20 protein-coding genes are annotated in these 18,844 nt (G+C 60.8%); 7 read left to right on the forward strand and 13 right to left on the reverse strand.

Going from position 1 to position 18,844, the window contains the following annotated elements:
- Nucleotides 1–2: 2 nt before the first annotated feature.
- Together G9X64_RS29400 and G9X64_RS29405 are read right to left on the reverse strand one after the other, a co-directional pair.
- A complete protein-coding gene (locus tag G9X64_RS29400) occupies nucleotides 3–4,145 on the reverse strand; it encodes an AAA domain-containing protein (RefSeq protein WP_171377940.1) in 4,143 nt (1,380 codons plus the stop codon).
- 640 nt (nucleotides 4,146–4,785) lie between these two features.
- Nucleotides 4,786–4,968: a hypothetical protein gene (locus tag G9X64_RS29405; RefSeq protein WP_003548476.1), complete on the reverse strand. Its 183-nt coding sequence runs from the start codon at nucleotides 4,966–4,968 to the stop codon at nucleotides 4,786–4,788.
- Nucleotides 4,969–5,038: 70 nt separating this feature from the next.
- Between G9X64_RS29405 and G9X64_RS29410 the strand changes: the two genes are divergently transcribed.
- Entirely contained in the window at nucleotides 5,039–5,680 is a 642-nt protein-coding gene (locus G9X64_RS29410; RefSeq protein WP_171377941.1) for an alpha/beta hydrolase family protein, read from the forward strand.
- A gap of 44 nt (nucleotides 5,681–5,724) precedes the next feature.
- Here the strand turns inward: G9X64_RS29410 and G9X64_RS29415 are convergent, their stop codons facing one another.
- The 3 genes from G9X64_RS29415 to pcaQ are packed head-to-tail and all read right to left on the reverse strand — an operon-like array spanning nucleotide 5,725 to nucleotide 7,892.
- Nucleotides 5,725–6,396 carry an RES family NAD+ phosphorylase gene (locus G9X64_RS29415; RefSeq protein WP_171377942.1) on the reverse strand — a complete coding sequence of 224 codons (672 nt, stop codon included), beginning with the start codon at nucleotides 6,394–6,396 and terminating at the stop codon, nucleotides 5,725–5,727.
- On the reverse strand, nucleotides 6,393–6,914 hold the full coding sequence (locus G9X64_RS29420; RefSeq protein ID WP_171377943.1) for an MbcA/ParS/Xre antitoxin family protein: 522 nt from the start codon (nucleotides 6,912–6,914) through the stop codon (nucleotides 6,393–6,395). The genes G9X64_RS29415 and G9X64_RS29420 overlap by 4 nt, the downstream gene beginning before the upstream one ends.
- Before the next feature lie 57 nt (nucleotides 6,915–6,971).
- Nucleotides 6,972–7,892 carry a pca operon transcription factor PcaQ gene (gene pcaQ / locus G9X64_RS29425; protein ID WP_171377944.1) on the reverse strand — a complete coding sequence of 307 codons (921 nt, stop codon included), beginning with the start codon at nucleotides 7,890–7,892 and terminating at the stop codon, nucleotides 6,972–6,974.
- A 95-nt stretch (nucleotides 7,893–7,987) separates the two neighbouring features.
- Here pcaQ and pcaD point away from each other — a divergent pair, with 95 nt between their 5' ends.
- The 5 genes from pcaD (at nucleotide 7,988) to G9X64_RS29450 (ending at nucleotide 11,824) form a co-directional block, all read left to right on the forward strand.
- Complete coding sequence (pcaD, locus tag G9X64_RS29430; protein WP_171377945.1) at nucleotides 7,988–8,797, forward strand: 3-oxoadipate enol-lactonase; 810 nt, start codon at nucleotides 7,988–7,990, stop codon at nucleotides 8,795–8,797.
- Nucleotides 8,794–9,198: a 4-carboxymuconolactone decarboxylase gene (gene pcaC / locus G9X64_RS29435; RefSeq protein ID WP_171377946.1), complete on the forward strand. Its 405-nt coding sequence runs from the start codon at nucleotides 8,794–8,796 to the stop codon at nucleotides 9,196–9,198. The genes pcaD and pcaC overlap by 4 nt, the downstream gene beginning before the upstream one ends.
- A 9-nt stretch (nucleotides 9,199–9,207) precedes the next feature.
- Nucleotides 9,208–9,957, forward strand: a complete 750-nt coding sequence (pcaH, locus tag G9X64_RS29440; protein ID WP_003553667.1) for a protocatechuate 3,4-dioxygenase subunit beta — start codon at nucleotides 9,208–9,210, stop codon at nucleotides 9,955–9,957.
- 2 nt (nucleotides 9,958–9,959) lie between these two features.
- Nucleotides 9,960–10,571 (forward strand): protocatechuate 3,4-dioxygenase subunit alpha, encoded by a 612-nt coding sequence (gene pcaG / locus G9X64_RS29445; protein WP_171377947.1) that lies wholly within the window; start codon nucleotides 9,960–9,962, stop codon nucleotides 10,569–10,571.
- A gap of 206 nt (nucleotides 10,572–10,777) precedes the next feature.
- Nucleotides 10,778–11,824 (forward strand): 3-carboxy-cis,cis-muconate cycloisomerase, encoded by a 1,047-nt coding sequence (locus G9X64_RS29450; RefSeq protein ID WP_171377948.1) that lies wholly within the window; start codon nucleotides 10,778–10,780, stop codon nucleotides 11,822–11,824.
- Here the strand turns inward: G9X64_RS29450 and G9X64_RS29455 are convergent.
- Entirely contained in the window at nucleotides 11,821–12,285 is a 465-nt protein-coding gene (locus G9X64_RS29455) for a helix-turn-helix domain-containing protein (protein ID WP_281360285.1), read from the reverse strand. The genes G9X64_RS29450 and G9X64_RS29455 overlap by 4 nt on opposite strands.
- A 61-nt stretch (nucleotides 12,286–12,346) precedes the next feature.
- Here G9X64_RS29455 and G9X64_RS29465 point away from each other — a divergent pair, with 61 nt between their 5' ends.
- Nucleotides 12,347–13,114 (forward strand): SDR family oxidoreductase, encoded by a 768-nt coding sequence (locus G9X64_RS29465; protein WP_171377949.1) that lies wholly within the window; start codon nucleotides 12,347–12,349, stop codon nucleotides 13,112–13,114.
- 93 nt (nucleotides 13,115–13,207) lie between these two features.
- Here the strand turns inward: G9X64_RS29465 and G9X64_RS29470 are convergent, their stop codons facing one another.
- From G9X64_RS29470 to G9X64_RS29500, 7 genes are all read right to left on the reverse strand, one after another.
- Nucleotides 13,208–14,038, reverse strand: a complete 831-nt coding sequence (locus G9X64_RS29470; RefSeq protein WP_171377950.1) for a shikimate dehydrogenase family protein — start codon at nucleotides 14,036–14,038, stop codon at nucleotides 13,208–13,210.
- A gap of 4 nt (nucleotides 14,039–14,042) precedes the next feature.
- The gene (locus tag G9X64_RS29475; protein WP_171377951.1) at nucleotides 14,043–15,110 is read right to left on the reverse strand and encodes a Gfo/Idh/MocA family protein; all 1,068 of its coding nucleotides are present in this window, start codon (nucleotides 15,108–15,110) and stop codon (nucleotides 14,043–14,045) included.
- A 41-nt stretch (nucleotides 15,111–15,151) separates the two neighbouring features.
- Complete coding sequence (locus tag G9X64_RS29480) at nucleotides 15,152–15,916, reverse strand: amino acid ABC transporter ATP-binding protein (protein ID WP_281360286.1); 765 nt, start codon at nucleotides 15,914–15,916, stop codon at nucleotides 15,152–15,154.
- 53 nt (nucleotides 15,917–15,969) lie between these two features.
- Complete coding sequence (locus G9X64_RS29485; protein WP_129419371.1) at nucleotides 15,970–16,611, reverse strand: amino acid ABC transporter permease; 642 nt, start codon at nucleotides 16,609–16,611, stop codon at nucleotides 15,970–15,972.
- 10 nt (nucleotides 16,612–16,621) lie between these two features.
- Nucleotides 16,622–17,290 (reverse strand): amino acid ABC transporter permease, encoded by a 669-nt coding sequence (locus G9X64_RS29490; protein WP_171377952.1) that lies wholly within the window; start codon nucleotides 17,288–17,290, stop codon nucleotides 16,622–16,624.
- A 31-nt stretch (nucleotides 17,291–17,321) separates the two neighbouring features.
- Nucleotides 17,322–17,765, reverse strand: coding sequence for a type II 3-dehydroquinate dehydratase (gene aroQ, locus G9X64_RS29495; RefSeq protein WP_171377953.1), 444 nt, complete (start codon nucleotides 17,763–17,765; stop codon nucleotides 17,322–17,324).
- Nucleotides 17,766–17,993: 228 nt separating this feature from the next.
- Nucleotides 17,994–18,824, reverse strand: a complete 831-nt coding sequence (locus G9X64_RS29500) for a transporter substrate-binding domain-containing protein (RefSeq protein WP_130785015.1) — start codon at nucleotides 18,822–18,824, stop codon at nucleotides 17,994–17,996.
- Nucleotides 18,825–18,844 lie beyond the last annotated feature (20 nt).

The raw sequence follows: 18,844 nt of genomic DNA on the forward strand, positions 1-18,844 counted from the left end.
GCTCAATTCTCAATGGAAATTATGCGCCTAACCGGCTCAGTTCTGCGTGGAAAACAACAGACTTCATCGACAAGCGACTCAGGATGTTGCGGCTCAAGTTGCTTGTGATCGCCGACAAGGACTACCCATGCACCCGCTTGGATCGGGACGGCAAGTTCGCTCGCTGTGCACCTGGCAGCCTCATCAACGATCACAAGATCGAAGGGTGTCGACGTGAGGCCTAAGGCCGATCGGCCTAGGCCGACGCAAGTACCCGCCACGATCTGGCGCGTTCCTGCGAGGAATGTCTCGAGGCTTCGCTGTTCCGTCGAAACGGTTCCGACAAAATCTCGGGCAAGGGCCGCTACAGTCTGGAACCTTGCAACTCGCTCAGCGCTCGGTCGCGTATCGATCGGTACTGATTTCAGCGCAGAGCTAACGAGCGTCGCCACGATCTCTTCCTCAGACGTCTCGAGAGGCAGCGCGCCACCAAGACCTAGCTCCAGAATTTGCCGATCGATAGTTTCTCGAAGGGCATTCACGCGCTGTTCCGAGTTTTCCTCGTCCTTCAGAGCGAGCAAACGTGAAGCAACTGGACGCACGGCCAACTCAATACTTGTCAAAGCATCCGCCAACTCGTCAGGGATTCCCAGCCCACGAGCTGCGACGCCAAGGCGCTCGCGCATCTCAGCACGGAACCTGTCTTTCTGAAGCTGTTCGACGCGCTCGACATGGAACGGCAGCAGTCGATCGGAAACAACGCCTTCATTCCCGACACGCAGAATGCTTGGCACCTCACCTGCACGCGCGAATAATTTTAAGACGGCCTCAGCCGCATTGTTGACCGCCTCGTGCGCTTGGCTTGCGAGAAGAACGTTGCGTGCCAGTCCGCTAGTAAGGGCCGCATGCACGAGAGCGGCTATGAAGACAGTCTTCCCGGTCCCCGGGGGCCCTTGAACGAGAGCAAGCGGCCGTGTGGCGAGTACGGAGGACAGCGCCTCAGCCTGTTGATCGTTGAGCTCGTACTGAGCCTTCAATTCATCCGCAGGCCTCCGATCCGATAGAAGCTGCGGGCGTGACGCAGTGCGAGGATCCAGAATCCTGATAAGATCTTTCGTTCGTGACGTCCGCCCTATTATCCTCTTGACTGCCGCTTGCCGCCTGTCGAGGCTCGATTCCTCCATTCGGCTCCGGAAACGAAGTTCATCGCCTTCTTCGACAAGTGGAGGTCCACCACCCTGGTCGTGACGCACGCTTTCCAGATACAGCGTATCAGTTTTCGAGCGCTGAAGGTCAAGTTGACCGACGGGACGCCAGTTGCCGTTTCGGTCTTCTCGTTCGACCATCACTCGATCGCGACGGTTGTAGTCGAACGACCCGCTGAGAAGGTCGAAGTGGACTTTGTGGCGGTTTGCACCCCGGTCAAAAACGCTTGCGCTGGTGACCTGACCATACGTGACAAGTTCGCGTTCCTCGTCGACAAGGGTCTCCCAAAGTCTTGCCACATCAATCTGTCCGGTAGGGGAGCCTTCCGCAGCAATCGCTTCGATCAGGTCGTCCTCGGGGGGCTCCCCTTGAATAATGTCGCGCTCTTCCCCGAGTTCTTGGACGGTGTCTGCAGCCTGCGCCTCCATCGCCTTGACGTTGGCCTCCCCCAAAGCCGCGACGACATCCTCACGCTCCAGTATCGGCAGTATTGCGCTGAGACCAGTTGTTGGACCATCCACGACGACAATCGGCGTATCTATGTATCCAAATTCAAACCTCTGATTCGACTTAATCTTTGACTGCTCAATCGGGCGCCTATCGAGACGGAACGGCTTCCCGCCCGCGTCAACTCGGATCTCAAGCTCTTCGCAAGCGCCGCGGATGATCAGGGCCCGATTCCACTGTGCCTTTCGGAGAAAGTACCTTCCCTCATCTGAGAGCAATGGACCTGCCTCGACGTGTTGACTTGTCAGCCGTAGAACCTGGCTTTCTTCACTCGCGACATCATGGCTGTTAAGTGCGTCGATCAGCGGAAGCAAGGTGGCGTTTGCTGGTTCGTCATTGCGAACTTTGACAATGGCCTCGCGCACCCATGAAGCAGGCTTTGACGTACTCCCTTCAAGCAGCTCTTTTGCGATCTCGGTGACAGCAAAGCAGTCACGCTCGTAACGACCGCCGCTTTCGGGAGAGTACCGGGAAGTCGCCGTGTCGCCGTCACTCAATGCCGTGAAATCGATCAGATCCACAATCACTGGATCGCCAGGCTCTGCTACGTTCAGAAGGATGTTCGCAGGCTTCAAATCGCCATGTGCCAAACGCAGGGCGTGGAGTCCTTCAACCCTTCCAGAAATTGCAGCGATGAATTGCAGCCGCGAACTCTCATCGAAGTCCGATTGCTGTTCAGCAAGCACTCGCTCAACATTCGGAAGGTCGATCCACTCCTGCACCATTACGATCGCGTCGCCGAGCCACATTGTGCCGACTATCTTTGCACACCCCTCGGGTTCGAGAGCTGCCAGCTCGGCGACCTGGTCAAGGAAGTCAAGGATCCGAGGACCTTCCTTTGTCTGGTCTCCCCAAGCAGCCCGCTTCCAAACCTTTACTAAAAGATCTCTGCCATCCTTGGCTGCACGCCAAAGGGCCCGGGTTTCATCGTCGCATAGGACTTCAGAAGGTGGATAGGCTTGGAAGAGGGCCATCTGACTCTTGATCGCACCACGATGCCGTTCCAAACCTTCGATGACCTCCGCGGGCGTGGGACGTACAGAGACAGCAGCGTTGAAAGCAGTCAAAGCGGCGCCGGCATCTTTGAATCTTTGCATCGGTTCGAGCGCAAGGGCGCTTTCGAACCAGCCATGTAGCTCAAGATACTCTCCCGTGGCATCAGCAGAGGAAGACCATTCAGGGAATCCACTTGCCGCCTTAGGGGTCACGCCTAGAAGCAGGCGATGTATTACTGAGGCTGCCAGAAAGACATCCCTTCGCTTTGGTGTCGTTTCGACCCCGAACAGGTCTTCAGGAAGCTTTCCAGTGGACAAGAATTGAAAGCGCGATTCTCCAAGAGAACGTACGTCGGGATAACTCGCTGCCATTAGGTGGGAAATGCGGACGGTCGATGGCCGCTGGACCCAGACGCTATGTTGACCGAGGTCGAGGTGTGCCGCTTCCGCAAGGTGCAATGCGTCGATCGAAACAAGCAATTGCCGCGCCAACTCAATACGATCGGAGCGGCTAAGTTCGCTGAGCTCGGTTCCGGCAAAGTCGGCCAGTCTTTGCAGACGTCTCCTGCGCTCGAAGACTTCCCAGTATCTGACACCAAAGTTTGGATCTCGCGTCTTGCCATCGATGATCACATTATCGCAGTGATCACAGCGATCCTGCAGATACGCAATCACCTCTTGTTCCCGGCCAGCAATCTCGCCACGACCTTTCTCGGTCTGAAACCGCGTTTCCGCTTTTGTAAAATCCCACAGCCTCAGCACTCCGAGGGTCGGTGATTCTCTCTCATCGCTGGCTTCGAATTCGGCATAGATGCCTTGAGGGTGCTCAAAAGATGGAGCCGTGGACGTAGCGTAGTAGCCCCCATACGTACGCCTTCCCGGCACGAAGACGCCTTTGCTGACGTTGAAGAATTTAGCGAGCTGATCCTTCCACTCCGGCGAGGTGAGCAGGCCAGCCGGTGAGGCTTTGCCGAAGGTTTCGATTCGCTTCGGGACTGATTTCAAGGCAGATGTGAATGCTGCAACGGGCATGACAGCACGTCGTTCAGTCTCAGCCACCCCGCCGAAATCCGCGACTTTGGTCAACACAACCAAACCCTGCACCTTTGGCACGATGACGTTTGAGCCTTTGGCGTGACGTTTTAAGTGTGCTTCGAGCTGGATGTATATATTTCGTGCATTCGCAGAGATCTTTGCCACAGGAGAGGGTCCATGATCCTTTCCAGCATTGAACCAATTGCCGTCCCGGCTCTCGATTGGACCGTTCCAATGTTTAAGATCAACGACAAGAATGCGATCGTCCGCCACGATGATAACATCTATCTCGCGGCTGGAGCCCGCAGCCGTAGCTAGATCAAGGTTCGTGTAGGCAAACCAATGCGGAGGAAGCGATGCAAGTGACTCAATTCCCTTGACTTCGCGCTCGTGCAGCCCATTACCGCAGTTGATGATTTTCAAGCGAGCCTCCCCCACAAACCTGGCGGCGATCTTAGCGCGACATCGCCAAGTGGCAAACTCTAGTAGATCGAGGCGCTTGCGTTTGTTGGGGAAAACGAGTTAGCGCAAGTTATGGCGCCACCTGAATGGCCGCTGCCACTCTTCCCGCTTTCGCTCCCGATCCCCACGTTACAGAAGCGAACTGAAATCGCATTTCGGAAGCCGTTTTCAGCTGGGCTGCAGTCCTGTGGTCGCCGCTGGGTTAAAGTTTAGTGGCAGGTCACCCCACGCAAGCCACAGCAGCAACCTGCCGAACCGTCCTTGCCGGAAACTGATGTTGCACTAGCCGAATGACTGGCTGAGTCTAGCATTTTTTCTATGTCGTGGAAATGTCAGCTCTTCGGCCGCCGTTACTTCGATCTGAATGGCAGATATGGGCGGGAAGCCGTCGTCCCTATACCGCGTCCCGAGCGCAATGGCTGGAAAGCAAAAAGGGCGCTCGACCCTTGCGGGGAGCGCCCTTATCCTGTCGGACACGAGCAGCTCGACGACGTCGATACCGCGCGCATCCATTTTTCAGGCAGGACGGGTATATGGACCCTTTCCGCCGGGGTTTCAAGAGGCGGTTCAGCGGTTCCACACGATAATCGACCGTAGTCGATCAGGAGGCGACCCCGGTGATCGGATTGACCACGGGTCGTTCGCTTTTGTCCCTGACCCCAGCCGGCTGCACCACCGGCGGCGCCATCGATTCCGCGTCGGCGGGCTCCGGCTTTTCGGGAACGGCGCCGACATCCTTGGGGCGCCGCTGCTCGGGCTTTACGTTTTGATCATTCGTCGACATTGTCAGACTTCTTTCAAAGAAAAAGTCACGGCCGTCGACTTGGTTCCGGCGATGGGATGGAGGATTACCTATGCTTGACAGGTTTCTGCTGCAAGGGCCCGAGGATGCCCGCTTCACGATCCTGCTGGCGCATGGCGCCGGCGCACCGATGGATTCGGCATCGATGACAGCAGCGGCAAATGCACTCGCCGGCGTTGGCTTCCGTGTCGCCCGCTTCGAATTCGCCTATATGGCCGCCCGCCGTACCTCGGAAGTCCGCAAGCCGCCACCGCGCGCCGAAACGCTCAATCCCGCATACGAGGCGGCCATTGCCGAACTCGGCGCCAGCGGCCCGTTGATCATCGGCGGGAAGTCGATGGGCGGCCGGGTCGCCAGCATGGTCGCCGACGATCTCCATCGTCGGGGAAAGATTGCCGGCCTGCTCTGCCTCGGCTATCCCTTCCATCCGCCCGGCCAGCCGCAGAAGCTGCGCACCAGCCATCTCACGGGGCTGACGACGCCCGCGCTGATCTGCCAGGGAACGCGCGACGAATTCGGCACGCGGGACGAGGTGGCGGGCTATGATCTGTCAGACAGCATCGAAATCCTCTGGCTCGAGGACGGCGACCACGACCTCAAGCCGCGCAAGATGATCTCCGGTTTCTCCAGTGCCGACCACCTCGCCACGATGGCGAAAGCGGTGAAGGCATGGGCCGAACGATTGCCGGTTTGAGCATCACCATAGTCTCCGGTGTCGGCAGCCTGCCCGTGCCGCCTTCAGGCCGCAAGCTTCCTGACATCGATGCGCCGCTCGGTGGCGGAAACGGTGATTTCGAAGTGGTCGGCCTGCACCACGCCCTGAATATTGCGCGGCCGGTGGGCGACGATCGCCATTCCACCCCTCAGCCGGACACTATCATAGAGGATACCGGCGCCGCCGCTCGAGCGCACCTCTTCTCCCAGCACCTGCGACGCCGCATAGCTGGTGCCGTCATAGACATCGGGCCGCAGCGTCTGCTCTCCGCGAATGTCGAGGTAATCGCCAATCAGATTGGCCGAATAGCTGCGATAGGTGCGCGCCATCGTCGCGACCCCGCGCGCGAAGGCCTCGCGCCTGAGATGATGGCCAACCTCGGCCGCAGCTGTGCGAAGATCGTCGGCGGCATACCAGGCGCCGAGATCGGGGCCGTTGAAGCGCATTCCTCCCGGCGCGACATGCAGGAATGCCGCCATGACGATGCTGGCATTGGCAACGCCATAAACCCACTGGTCCTCGGGAAGCCGTTGGATGCGGTCGGCGACGAGGCGGTCGTTGGTCCAGCCGACGAGTTCCATCACAGCTTCGAGATCGGCCGCCCTCGTTACTGTCTCAAAAAGCCCGATCGGTGGAAATTGCGACGGGATCAGCCGGTACGACGGACGCGGCGCCTCGGAAAAACGATCGCTCACCGGAAGACGATGTCCGCATCTTCGTAAGGTGTGAAGGCTTCGTCGAGCATATTCGGCTGCATGTAGAGGCCGCCGCGGGCGCCGTCGAGAAACCGGCGTACGGTCATCAACCCGTCCTGGGTCCCGTTCGTCACGATATCAAGCGGCGGATGCCCGCCGAAAACCGGCGCCTGATGCGGCGTGCGCAGCCAGGCGACGCCAGCGCGTTCATCGGAAAACAGCACGCCGAGCGCCTGATGGATGCCGAGCACGGCCGAGATGCGGGTCAGCGTATCGACATCGAGCGTGAAAGCGCCGTGCTCGCGCGCCTGTTTGGCCCAATTGTGATAGGTCGACCGGGAGGGATAGCCGAGCATGAGCAGACGCTGCTCCTCGCTCAGCCCCCAGAGATCGGCGATCGCCAGAAAAGTTCGCAGGGCCGGGGCGCTCAACTTCTTGCGGTTGGCCGGAGCAAACCGCTCCATTTCGAGCCGCTGCGGCCTCTGGTCTTCCCGTTGCTCCCGTCGCGCATGCTGCATGAAAGCCTCCTGTCTTGAACTAGACTTAGTCCAAATCTGGGCATTCATCAAGCAAATTTAAAGGCTCGCCTCGCTTGCCGCCTCGCGGATCGTCTGCATCAAAATCGATTGCGGCAGGGACGGCACGGCGTCGGCGCGCATCGTCAATCCGACAGGCCCCTTTGTCTCGCCGGTATCGACAGGCAGAAGCGCCAGCCGCCCGTCGGCGACATCGCCGGCCACGACGCCGTTGGAAATGATCCAGATCGCGTCGCTTGCCCTGAGGAAAGCGCGGCCGAAGGAATCCGACACCGTCTCGATCTGGTTCGGCAGGCTGGAAACGCCGTTGGCGATAAGGAAATTCTCGACCACCGGCCGGATGATCGACCCCCGCGTCGGCATCAGCACCGTGTAGTCGCCGAAGCCGGCAAACGGCGATTGCCGGTCGTCGAGCAGTGGATGGCCGGCGCGCACGGCAAACACCACCTGCTCGGAATAAAGATGTTCGAAGGAAAAGCCCGCCATCATCTCGGCGCCGGCCAGGCGCCCGACGACAAGGTCGAGATCACCGACGCGAAGCTGTTCCAGCAGCACCGCATTCTCGCCGGTGACGATCTTCACCCTGCTCCAAGTCTTTTCCTTGAGGAAGAGTTCCATCGCCCGCGGCATGATGCGCGATGACACCGTCGGCAGCGCGCCGATACGGATCGGCGGCGCATCGGCGAACTGCTCCTGCGACACGGAATCGAGACCCTGGCGCAGCGCCGTCAGCGCCGCACCTGCGTGCCGCAGGAAGACCTCGCCGTAGCGGGTGATCTTGATGCCGCGGCCGTCGCGCTCGAAAACATCGACACCCAGCACCTGTTCCAGTTCGCGGATCGTCTTGGTGACCGCCGGCTGGCTGACATGCAGCAATTCGGCGGCCTTCATGACGCTCTTCTGCCGCGCCACCTCGACAAAGGTTTGCAGATGGCGGAACTTGACCCGGCTGTCGATCATCGCTCGCATAACTCCAGGGTTATCGAAACGCCAATAAATATCATTTTACTTAACCGGATCAACCAGTCAATTTCACCATTCAGGAGGAGAGTGACGTGCAATTCGCCCGCATAAACGACGTGACGATCCATTATCAGATCATTGGTGCCCCTGCCGACAGGCCGGTGATCGTCTTCGCCAACTCGCTGGGCACGGATTTCCGCATCTGGCGCGACGTCGTGGTGCGGCTTGCCGGTGAATTCGCCATCGTGCTTTACGACAAGCGCGGCCATGGCCTTTCCGATGTCGGCCAGCTCCCGTCATCGATCGAGGACCATGCGACGGATCTCGCCGGCCTTCTCGATCTGCTGTCGGTCAAGGATGCCGTCATCTGCGGCCTGTCGGTCGGCGGCCTCATCGCCCAGTCGCTCTATCACCGCCGCCCGGACCTGGTCCGCGCGCTCATCCTCTGCGACACCGCCCACAAGATCGGCACGATGGAGAGCTGGAACGCCCGCATCGCCGCCGTCGAGCAAAACGGCATCGGCAGCATCGTCGACGCGGTCATGGAGCGTTGGTTCACGCCCGCCTTCCGCCGGCCCGAGAGCACCGCCTATGCCGGCTATTGCAACATGCTGACGCGCCAGCCCGTCGGGGGCTATGTCGCCGCCTGCGCCGCGATCCGCGACGCCGATTTCACCGAGGTCGCAAAGACGATCACCGTCCCGACGATCTGCATCGTCGGCGACCAGGATGGCTCGACGCCGCCCGATCTCGTGCTTTCGACCGCGAAGCTGATATCAGGCGCTCGCTACGAAGTGATCCGCGATTGCGCGCACATTCCCTGCGTCGAGCAACCGGAGGCGCTGACGGCGATCATCCGCGCCTTCCTCACATCCATTCCGCCTGGAGAAGCAAGCCCATGAATGAGACCGCCTCCCCTTCCGAGCGCTATCGCCAGGGCATGGCGACCCGCCGCGCCGTGCTCGGCGACGCCCATGTCGACCGCGCCGCCGCCACATCGACCGAGTTCGACCGCCCCTTCCAGGAGTTGATCACCGAAGCTGCCTGGGGCCATGTCTGGTCGCGCCCGGGACTGACGAAGCGCGAGCGTTCGATCATCACCATCGCTCTTCTTGCCGCGCTTGGCCAGGACGACGAGGTCGCCATGCATGTGCGCGCCACCGCCAATACCGGGGCGACCCGCGAGGATATCTGCGAGGCGCTGTTGCATGTGGCGATCTATGCCGGCGTTCCCGCCGCCAATCACGCGATCAAGATCGCAAAGCAGGCTTTTGAACAGATGGACGCCGAAAAGGCGGCCTGAGGGAGGAACATGTCCGAACGACCGAACCGCAAGCCCGAGACCGGCGGCTTCTTCGCCCGCGACCGCGCCTGGCATGCGCCGGCGCTGACGCCGGGCTACAAGACCTCCGTACTGCGCGCACCGCAGCGCGCGCTGCTGTCGCTCGATGGCACGATTTCCGAAACCACCGGCCCGGTCTTCGGCCATTCGATGATCGGCGAACTCGACAACGACCTGATCCTGAACTACGCGCAGCCCGGCGAAAGCGCCATCGGCGAGCGCATCATCGTCCATGGCCGTGTGCTCGACGAGCGCGCCAGGCCGGTTGCAGGCGCCTTGGTCGAGTTCTGGCAGGCCAATGCCGGCGGCCGCTATCGCCACAAGAAGGAAACCTATCTGGCGGCGATCGACCCGAATTTCGGCGGCTGCGGCCGCGCCATCACCGACGAGGATGGCCGCTACCATTTCCGCACCGTCCGCCCCGGTGCCTATCCCTGGCCGAACGGCATCAACGACTGGCGCCCCGCCCATATCCATTTCTCGATCTTCGGCCATGGCTTTGCCCAGCGCCTGATCACCCAGATGTATTTCGAAGGTGATCCGATGATCTGGAAATGTCCGATCGTCGGCACCATCCCCGACAAGGCGGCGATCGAGCAACTGATCGCGCCGCTCGACTGGGGCAACACCATCCCGATGGATTCACGCGCCTATAAATTCGATATCGTGCTGCGCGGCCGCCGCTCGACGATGTTCGAAAACAGACCGGAGGGCAACTGACCATGCAGCAGCTCGGCTACCTCAAGGAAACCCCATCGCAGACGGCCGGCCCCTATGTGCATATCGGCCTGACGCCGAATTTCTGCGACATAACGGGCGTCTACGACACCGATCTCGGCATCGGGATGGTCAACGACAAGACGCTCGGCGAGCGTATCACCGTCACCGGACGGATTTTCGACGGCGCTGGGGCGCTGGTGCGGGATGCGGTCATCGAGATCTGGCAGGCCGACAGCGCCGGGCTCTACAACAGCCCGTCGGAAATGCGCGGCGCCGCCGACCCGAATTTCACCGGCTGGGGCCGCTGCCCGACCCGCGTCGAGGACGGCGTCTACCGCTTCGAGACGGTCAAGCCCGGCCGTGTCCCCTTCAAGGACGGCCGCAGACAAGCCCCGCACATCACCTTCTGGATCGTCGCCCGCGGCATCAATATCGGCCTGCATACGCGCATGTATTTTCCGGAAGAGACGGAGGCCAACGCCGCTGACCCGCTGCTTTCGCGCATCGAACATCGCGAGCGCGTCGCAACGATGGTCGCCACCCGCGACGGCGCGACCTGTCATTTCGACATCCATCTGCAGGGTCCGAAGGAAACGGTGTTTCTGGATATCTGAAGGCCGGCGTCGCGATCGGCTTGCTGGGGCGGTGATGTGCGGGTAGCGTCCCCCTCACCCTACCCTCTCCCCGAGGGGAGAGGGGACGTGCCCAGCGCCTGATCACCCGCCCATAAAGCGCGGACGCCGCCTCGAGTCCCTTGTCCCCAGCGGGGAGAAGGTGGCGGCAGCCGAATGAGGGGTGACAACCACGAACCGAGACGATCATGACCGCATCGCCCTTCGACCACCCCTTCCTTTCCGGCCTGCTCGGCGACGATGAAATCGGGCCCTATTTCTCTGCCGAGGCGGATATCCGGGCCATGCTTTCCTTCGAGGCCGCGCTCGCCAAGTCTGAAGCGGATCATGGCCTGATCCCTGCCGAAGCGGCAAGGCGCATCGCTGACACCTGCGCCGCCTTCTCGCCCGATGTCTCCAGTCTTCGATCGGTAACGGCAAGGGACGGTGTCGTCGTTCCCGACCTCATCAAACAGCTGCGCGCTGATGTCGGCGAGGAAGCGGCCAAAAGCCTGCATCTCGGCGCGACCAGCCAGGATGGAATCGATACCAGCCTGATGATCCGCCTGAAGGCCGTCGTCTTCCTGTTTGCCGGCCGGCTTTCCACTATTGTCGCGGGGCTCGATGCGCTCGACGGCCAGTTCGGCCAAAACCGGCTGATGGGCCATACCCGCATGCAGGCGGCGATCCCCATCACCGTCACCGATCGCCTCGATGCCTGGCGCGCACCACTGACGACCTATCGCGACCGTCTGACCGAGCAGAGTTTTCCCGTCCAGTTCGGTGGTGCGGCCGGCACGCTGGACAAGCTCGGGTCGCAGGCCGCGGCCATCCGGGCCTCGCTCGCCCAGGAACTCGGCCTCACCGATGCGCCGCAATGGCAAAGCGGGCGTCTGCCGATCGCCGACATCGCCGGCCTGTTCGCGTCGATATCGGGCAGTCTCGGCAAGATGGGCCAGGATATCGCGCTGCTTGCCCAGACCGGCGGCGAGATCGAAATCTCGGGCGGCGGCACTTCGTCGGCCATGGCGCATAAACAGAATCCCGTTTCCGCCGAAGTCCTGGTCTCGCTCGCGCGCTTCAACGCCACGGCGCTCTCGGGCATCCATCAGTCCCTTGTCCACGAACAGGAACGCTCGGGCGCTGCCTGGACGCTCGAATGGCTACTGCTGCCGCAAATGGCGATGGCAACCGCCGCCAGCCTGCGGCTGGCCAAGGAGCTTACGGGAAATATCAAGAGGCTTGGAACGGCCTAGCTCAGAACCTGAAGTCCGTGCTTTTGCACGATCGAGAGCAGCTTCAACGCCATCCCGCTTGGCCTTTTGGCTCCGCTTTCCCACTTCTGCACGGTGGATTCGCTGGTATTCAGATATCGGGCGAAAACCGGCTGGCTGACGTGATTGCTTTCCCGCAATGCCTTGATGGCCTCGGGACCAAGCGCGTGCGGCGAAACCAGGCAGCTTTCATCGAAGGAGCGCATCGTTTCCTTGTCGATGGTTCCTATTTCATGCATAGCCTTCGCGGACGTGTGAATCGCCTCGAACGCATCGCTCTTGTACTTTATGCTTTTTGCCATGTTCGATCCCCAGACGCCGCCCAGATCATCGGCCTTGCCTTCCGCGACCTGCCTGATAGCTTTCGATAACTCGGAATCCGATATTCGCGCTTTGCGAGCCGCCTTGGTAACCCAGCCGGTTTTTAAAAGCCGTTCCTCCATACCTGGAAGTAGCACCCGGTGCTATGTTTTCAAGTTGACCTCCTAAGATGAGAGCAGCCTCGTGACCTTTCCCCTTTTCGATCTCTCCGGCCGCCGCGCCCTCATCACCGGCTCCAGCCAGGGCATCGGCCGCGCATTGGCGGTCGGGCTTGCCGAGCATGGCGCCTCGATCATCATCAACGGCCGCAATGCGCAGAAGGCGGAAGCCGCCGCCGAAGATATCCGTCGCAGCCATCGCCATGCCGTCAGCGCCGCCTTCGACGTCACCGATGCGGAGGCCAGCCGCACCGCCATCGCCTATATCGAGGCGGAGATCGGCCCGATCGACATCCTCATCAACAATGCCGGCATGCAGTTTCGCGCACCGCTGGAGAACTTCCCGGTCGACAAATGGGACGAGATCTTCAAGACCAACGTCTCCAGCCTGTTCTATGTCAGCCAGCCGGTCGCCCAGGCGATGATATCGCGCGGCCGCGGCAAGATCATCAACATCGCCTCCGTCCAGGCCGAACTCGCCCGTCCCGGCATTGCGCCCTACACCGCGACAAAGGGCGCGGTGAAGAACCTGACGCGCGGCATGGCGACCGACTGGGCGAAACACGGTCTGCAGGTCAATGCGATCGCACCCGGCTATTTCCGCACGCCGCTCAACCAGGCGCTCGTCGACGATCCCAAGTTTTCTGGCTGGCTGGAAACCCGCACGCCGGCCGGCCGCTGGGGCGAGGTCAAAGAGCTTGTCGGCGCGGCCGTCTTCCTAGCCTCGGATGCCTCCTCCTTCGTCAACGGCCATATGCTGACCGTCGACGGCGGCATCACGGCCTCGCTCTAGGTCACCGACTCACCAAGCGCATCCAGATTTTGGATGAAGCGAGTTTGACGAGAGCAAGGTAGTTCGCCTTTCGGCATCATGCTCTGAACCGCATCATCCGAGTTTGGCGATCGCCCGCAGATTGTCGGCCGTCGTCGTCGGGAATTCGAAGAATTCGAGATAGGCGGGGATCTGTTCGAACAACATGTCTGTCCCAACCTGAAATGCGCAGCCGCGCGCCCGCACGGCCTCGAGAAAGGGGGTTATCTCCTTCGTCATCACGACTTCGCCGACGAAGGTCGACGGAGAAATGCGGTCGATGTCGATCGGCAGCGGGTCGCCCCGTCGCATTCCGAGAGGTGTCGCGTTGACGACGATGTCGAAACCATCAGGATCGGCGGAGCCGACCGTCACTTCAAGATGCGGATAATATTTCCTCAGCCTGTCCAGCAGCGCGGTCGCGGTCGCCTCATTGGCGTCGAAGATGGCGAGATGCTCCACGCCCGCCTGTGCCAAGGACGCCGCGATCGCCGAGCCGACGCCGCCTGCACCCGCGATGAGCGCATGGGCTCCCTCAACTTTTTTACCCTTGCGCAAAAGGCCGCGAACGAAGCCCTCGCCATCGAACATGTCACCGATCAGCCTGCCGTCCGAACCGAGACGGACCGCATTGCAAGAGCCGGCGACTTTCGCACTGGTCGAGGTTTCGTCGAGCAGCGCCATCGTCGAAATCTTGTGCGGCATGGTGATGAGAGCACCGTGGATATTGGATAGCCGGAACAGAAGCTTCAGAAATGCCGGATAGTCCGCCGGCCGGCAGCCCATCGGCACGACGACGGCATCAATTCCGTTCTTCTCGAAGTATGGATTGTAGATCAGCGGCGCCTTGAAGGACTCCGTCGGATAGCCGAGATGCGCGATGAGTTTGGTCGTCCCGGTGATCATGTGGTCAGACTTTCTGGGGATCGGAAGAGGCGCTGACGTTAGCGAGGTGGATCATCTGTCCCCAGCGCGCCGATCTCTTGATCGCTTCGACGACCCTGAGAGTGGCGAGGCCCTCCCGGCCACTCACCAGAGGCGTGGCATCGCCACGAATGACGTCGCAAAAATGTCTGAGCTGAACGCAAAGGGGATCGGCTGCTTGGTAAGGCACCCGCTCCTCGGCAAGCTGCTCCAGCCAATCGGGCCTCGAAGGGCTCGTCCAAAGCGTCAAATCGGGAATTCCGAGCGAACCCCTGGTGCCGCCGATCTGGTAGCAGAATTGATCGTAATGGGGAAAAGCGGGATTCTCCCCGGTGGTCGTCTCCCAGCTCCAGGGCGCGGCCACGGCATCACTGCCGTTGAGGGTTGCAAGCACCCCGCTTGCGAAACGCAGCGTGACGACGGCCGTATCCTCGACGGCATGGTACCGTGCGGCGTGTGATTCCATCGCATGGACGGCTTCGACCTCGCCGAAGAGATATCGGAAGAGATCGACATCGTGGATCAGGTTGACGAAGACCGGGCCGGCGCCCGCTTCGCGCCGCCAGGGGATATCGAAGTAGTCGTCGGGCTTGGCGACCCAGAACGTGCCGTGCACCGTGATGATCCGGCCAAGCCTTCCGCCGTCGACGATCTGCTTGACCGCCTGGATCATCGGGTTGTGACGCCTGTGATGGCCAACCAGCAGCGGTGTGCCCGCCTTCTCGCCGGCGGCGACCAGTGCGGCGGCAGCATCGACATCGTCGGCGATCGGTTTCTCGATCAGGGCAGGGATGCCGGCAGCGACGATCTCCATTCCGTTCTCGACGTGAAGCTGGTTCGGCGTCGCCACGATCACGCCGTCAGGCCTGTCCTCGACGCGGATGTCTAAGAAGCTCTGGTACCATCGGGCGCCGACAGTCTCGGCAAAGTCACGACCGGCGGCAGAAGGGTCGATCACCGCCGAGAGAACGGTGCCGGGCTCGGACGTGATGCGCTCGGCGTGGCGCCTGCCGATGAGGCCGACTCCCATGACTGCAATCTCTAACGGCTTCATAGCCGGCTCCCATAATCTGCCAGACGCATCGACTGAGCCCCTTACTTGCGCAGGATTTCTCCGAGGAATTTCCTGGTTCGCTCATGCTGTGGGTTCGTGAAGAACTCGGCCGGCGGGGCTTCCTCGACGATCGCGCCGCTGGCCATGAAGATCACGCGATCGGCGACCTGGCGGGCAAAGCCCATCTCGTGCGTGACGCAGATCATCGTCATGCCCTCGTCGGCCAGCGCGATCATCGTATCCAGCACCTCTTTGACCATCTCCGGGTCAAGCGCCGACGTCGGCTCATCGAACAGCATCACTTTCGGCCGCATGCAAAGCGCACGGGCGATGGCGACACGCTGCTGCTGGCCACCAGAAAGCTGCACCGGATATTTGTCGGCCTGCTCCAGGATCTTGACCCGCTCGAGCAGCCCGCGTGCCCGTTCCTCGGCCTCCGCCCTACTGATGCCGACTGCCTTCATCGGCGCCAGCATGCAGTTCTGCAGCACGGTCAGATGCGGAAACAGATTGAACTGCTGGAAGACCATGCCGACCTCACGACGGATCGCATCGATGGTCTTGGCCTGATTGCCCAAAAGAATCCCGCCGACGCGGATTTCACCCTTTTCGTAGGTCTCGAGATGGTTGATGCAGCGAATGAGCGTCGATTTCCCACTGCCGGAGGGTCCGCACAAGACGATCCTCTCGCCGCTGCGAACCGATATGTTGATGTCGCGCAGGGCTTGAAAAGCACCATACCACTTCTCCACCCGCTCCATGGTGATCATGGTTTCCGCGCCTTGAGCGAGACTGGGACTGGTCATCAGTAGAACTCCATATTGGCGGGCTGGACTGCATCGAAGACGAGGGATGCTGATCAGCGCGCGGAGGCGGCAAACTTTCGTTCGAGGCGAGCGCCAAGAATCGTCAGTGGGCAGCACATCAGGAAATAGAGAATGCCGACGATGCCGAAGACCGTCAGCGGTTGGAAGATCTGGTTGGAGATGATGTTGCCGGCCCGCGTCAGCTCGGTGAAGCCGACGATCGATGCAAGCGAGGTGCCCTTGATCAACTGCACGAGGAAACCGATCGTGGCGGGCAGCGAGATGCGCAGCGCCTGCGGCAGGATGACATCCTTCATGCGCGAGATATATCGGAGGCTGAGAGCCTTTGCCGCTTCCGTCTGGCCGCGCGGAACCGCTTCGATCGACCCGCGCCAGATCTCGCCGAGATAGGCGCTCGCATGCAGGGTCAGGCCGATGGCGACGGCCACCCAGGCATCGAGCATCAGCCCCACCAGCGCCAAGCCGTAATAGACGACGAACAGCTGCATCAGCAGCGGGGTTCCCTGGAAGACGGCGATATAGCCGGCCGTGACGCGTTCCAGCAACGGTATGCCCGAGGCGCGCGCAAGGGCGACACCGAGCCCTGCAATGCCGCCGCAGACAAAGCCGACGGCGGACAGGAGCACGGTCCATTTCAGGCCGATCAGGAGGAAGACGAATTCTTCGTGACCCATGGAATTCCTCCTACTTGACCGGATATTTGAAGTAGCGCGTCGAAAACAGCGCGAAGATGCGCATCATCAGCCAGGAGATCACGAAATAGAAAACCGTGACGGTGAAGTAGACCTCGAAGCTGCGGAAGCTCTCCGACTCGATGCGCTGCGAAACGGACGTCAGCTCGTAGGCGGAAATCGCCGATGCGATGCTGGTGGTCAGCGTCAGCAGGACGAACTGGCTGGTCAATGACGGATAGATCGCCCGTAATGCCGGCTTGAGGATGATCAGCCGGAAGACCTGAGCCTTGTGCAGACCAAGCGCCAGACCCGCCTCCATCTGTCCCTTCGGGATCGACTGGACGCCGCCACGAATGATCTCGATCGCGTAGGCACCACCGTTGATGCCGAGCGCGATAATCGCCGTCGGTGTCGGATCCAGCCTGATGCCTGTCAGCGGAAGCGCGAAGTAGATGAAAAAGATCTGCACCAGAAACGGCGTGTTACGGATCAACTCGACGAAGGCGATGACCAGCCATCGCGCCGGCTTGAGGGCGGAGTCGCGCAAGGCGACGCCGCCAATTCCGATGATGATTGCCAGCAGCATCCCACAAATGGCAAGCAAGAATGTCCCGAGGCAGCCGAGCAGAAGGCTCGGCAGGCTATCTATGACCGGGGTGAAATCCAACTTATAATTCATGGCGATCCTTCTGGTCCGTCTTCCTGAAAGTTCAGTCGCGCTTGACCATTCCAGCCATCGCCTGGACAGCCAGCTCGTAGCCGTCGGCTCCAAAACCGATCATGATGCCCGTGGCAACGCGCGAGATGAGCGAATTGTGGTAGATGCTTTCGCGCGCATGAACATTCGAAATATGCAGCTCGATCTTCGGCGGGTCGAACATTTTCAACGCATCGAGAAGAGCGATCGATGTGAACGTATAGCCGGCAGGATTAATGATGATGCCACAGGCGTCAGTCCGGGCCTGGTGCACGCTCTCAACCAGTTCGCCCTCGAAATTGGTCTGCCGAAACTCGACGTCGAATCCCAGGGCCTTTGCCTTGGTCACGCATCGTTTCCTGATGTCGGCCAGCGTCGTGGTTCCATAGATCGCCGGCTCGCGCTGACCGAGAAGATTAAGGTTCGGCCCGTTGAGCACAAAGATTGGTTTGTTCATGATCGCGCTCCTGGATGCGGGCAGAGCCTTAGGCATGGCGGTTGCGTTGCCGGGCATCGCATGCCCGGCCTTGTCTCGTGGGGTTTGCCTCTATGAGGACATCATCCTCGGCTTTCTGCCGGGGATCCGCCGCCGTGGATGCTCGGGACAAGCCCGAGCATGACGGAAGAGCGGTTGGCGGGCCCTATATCAGCCGGAAAGCCGGGCCTCGTCCGGCTTGCCGTTCGCTCAGTTCGCCGCGAACGGAATGCCTTCCAGCGTTTCAGGGAATTCCGGGACCGGAACCTTCATCCACTTGTCGTAGACCGCCTTGAGTTCGCCGTTGGCCTTGATCTTGTCGATGAAGGTGTTGAGCGCTGCATTGATTTCCTTTTCGCCGAGACGCGTGCAAGCACCGTTGTAGAGCTTCTGGAATTCAAGCTTGTTTTCGAATTCGCCCGGACGGGCCTTCTCCACCCGGTCCATGTAGAAGATGTTGCCACCAAGCGTCTCGACCTGGCCGGACACCAGCGCCTGGACGCTCGCGGCATCTCCATCATAGCGCCGGATCGTCGTGCTCGGCGGTGCGTTCTTGGTGACCTGCGTGTCCTGGGCAGCCCCCTTGGCGACGCCGACCGTGAACTTGGCCATGTCGTCATTCGTCTTGATCTCAGCCGATTTCGGACCAATCAGGACGATGGCATTGGCGACATAGGGCTTGCTGAACTGCACGGCCTTTGCGCGATCCGGCAGCATCGCCATCGTCGCGAACAGAACATCGACGCGGCCGGCCGTCAGCGCGGGAATGCGGTTATTGACTTCAAGCGGCACGAACTCGACGGAAACACCCAGTTCCTTGGCAAACAGCGTTGCGATGTCGGCATCGAGGCCGTCCTGTTTGCCGCCGCTGGTCACAAAGCCCCAAGGCGGGTTGTCACCCTGAATTCCGACGATGATCTTGCCGCGAGCCTTGATTTCATCAGGCGTGATGGCGGCGGCCGGTTGCGCCAGGGTGACGGCAGCCACCAGGGCCGCGGCTCCGAGCATCGCGTTTCGGCGCGTCAGCATAGATTTGAACATGTGATTCCTCCTCCTTTGGC

The organism is Rhizobium sophorae, assembly GCF_013087515.1.
GTDB lineage: Bacteria > Pseudomonadota > Alphaproteobacteria > Rhizobiales > Rhizobiaceae > Rhizobium > Rhizobium sophorae.

Coding starts and splice junctions, on each gene's coding strand:
- G9X64_RS29405 (WP_003548476.1), bottom strand. CDS start 4,968: ATGTCGACGAATGATCAAAACGTAAAGCCCGAGCAGCGGCGCCCCAAG.
- G9X64_RS29410 (WP_171377941.1), top strand. CDS start 5,039: ATGCTTGACAGGTTTCTGCTGCAAGGGCCCGAGGATGCCCGCTTCACG.
- G9X64_RS29420 (WP_171377943.1), bottom strand. CDS start 6,914: ATGCAGCATGCGCGACGGGAGCAACGGGAAGACCAGAGGCCGCAGCGG.
- pcaQ (WP_171377944.1), bottom strand. CDS start 7,892: ATGATCGACAGCCGGGTCAAGTTCCGCCATCTGCAAACCTTTGTCGAG.
- pcaC (WP_171377946.1), top strand. CDS start 8,794: ATGAATGAGACCGCCTCCCCTTCCGAGCGCTATCGCCAGGGCATGGCG.
- pcaH (WP_003553667.1), top strand. CDS start 9,208: ATGTCCGAACGACCGAACCGCAAGCCCGAGACCGGCGGCTTCTTCGCC.
- pcaG (WP_171377947.1), top strand. CDS start 9,960: ATGCAGCAGCTCGGCTACCTCAAGGAAACCCCATCGCAGACGGCCGGC.
- G9X64_RS29450 (WP_171377948.1), top strand. CDS start 10,778: ATGACCGCATCGCCCTTCGACCACCCCTTCCTTTCCGGCCTGCTCGGC.
- G9X64_RS29455 (WP_281360285.1), bottom strand. CDS start 12,285: ATGGAGGAACGGCTTTTAAAAACCGGCTGGGTTACCAAGGCGGCTCGC.
- G9X64_RS29470 (WP_171377950.1), bottom strand. CDS start 14,038: ATGATCACCGGGACGACCAAACTCATCGCGCATCTCGGCTATCCGACG.
- G9X64_RS29475 (WP_171377951.1), bottom strand. CDS start 15,110: ATGAAGCCGTTAGAGATTGCAGTCATGGGAGTCGGCCTCATCGGCAGG.
- G9X64_RS29480 (WP_281360286.1), bottom strand. CDS start 15,916: ATGACCAGTCCCAGTCTCGCTCAAGGCGCGGAAACCATGATCACCATG.
- G9X64_RS29485 (WP_129419371.1), bottom strand. CDS start 16,611: ATGGGTCACGAAGAATTCGTCTTCCTCCTGATCGGCCTGAAATGGACC.
- G9X64_RS29490 (WP_171377952.1), bottom strand. CDS start 17,290: ATGAATTATAAGTTGGATTTCACCCCGGTCATAGATAGCCTGCCGAGC.
- aroQ (WP_171377953.1), bottom strand. CDS start 17,765: ATGAACAAACCAATCTTTGTGCTCAACGGGCCGAACCTTAATCTTCTC.
- G9X64_RS29500 (WP_130785015.1), bottom strand. CDS start 18,824: ATGTTCAAATCTATGCTGACGCGCCGAAACGCGATGCTCGGAGCCGCG.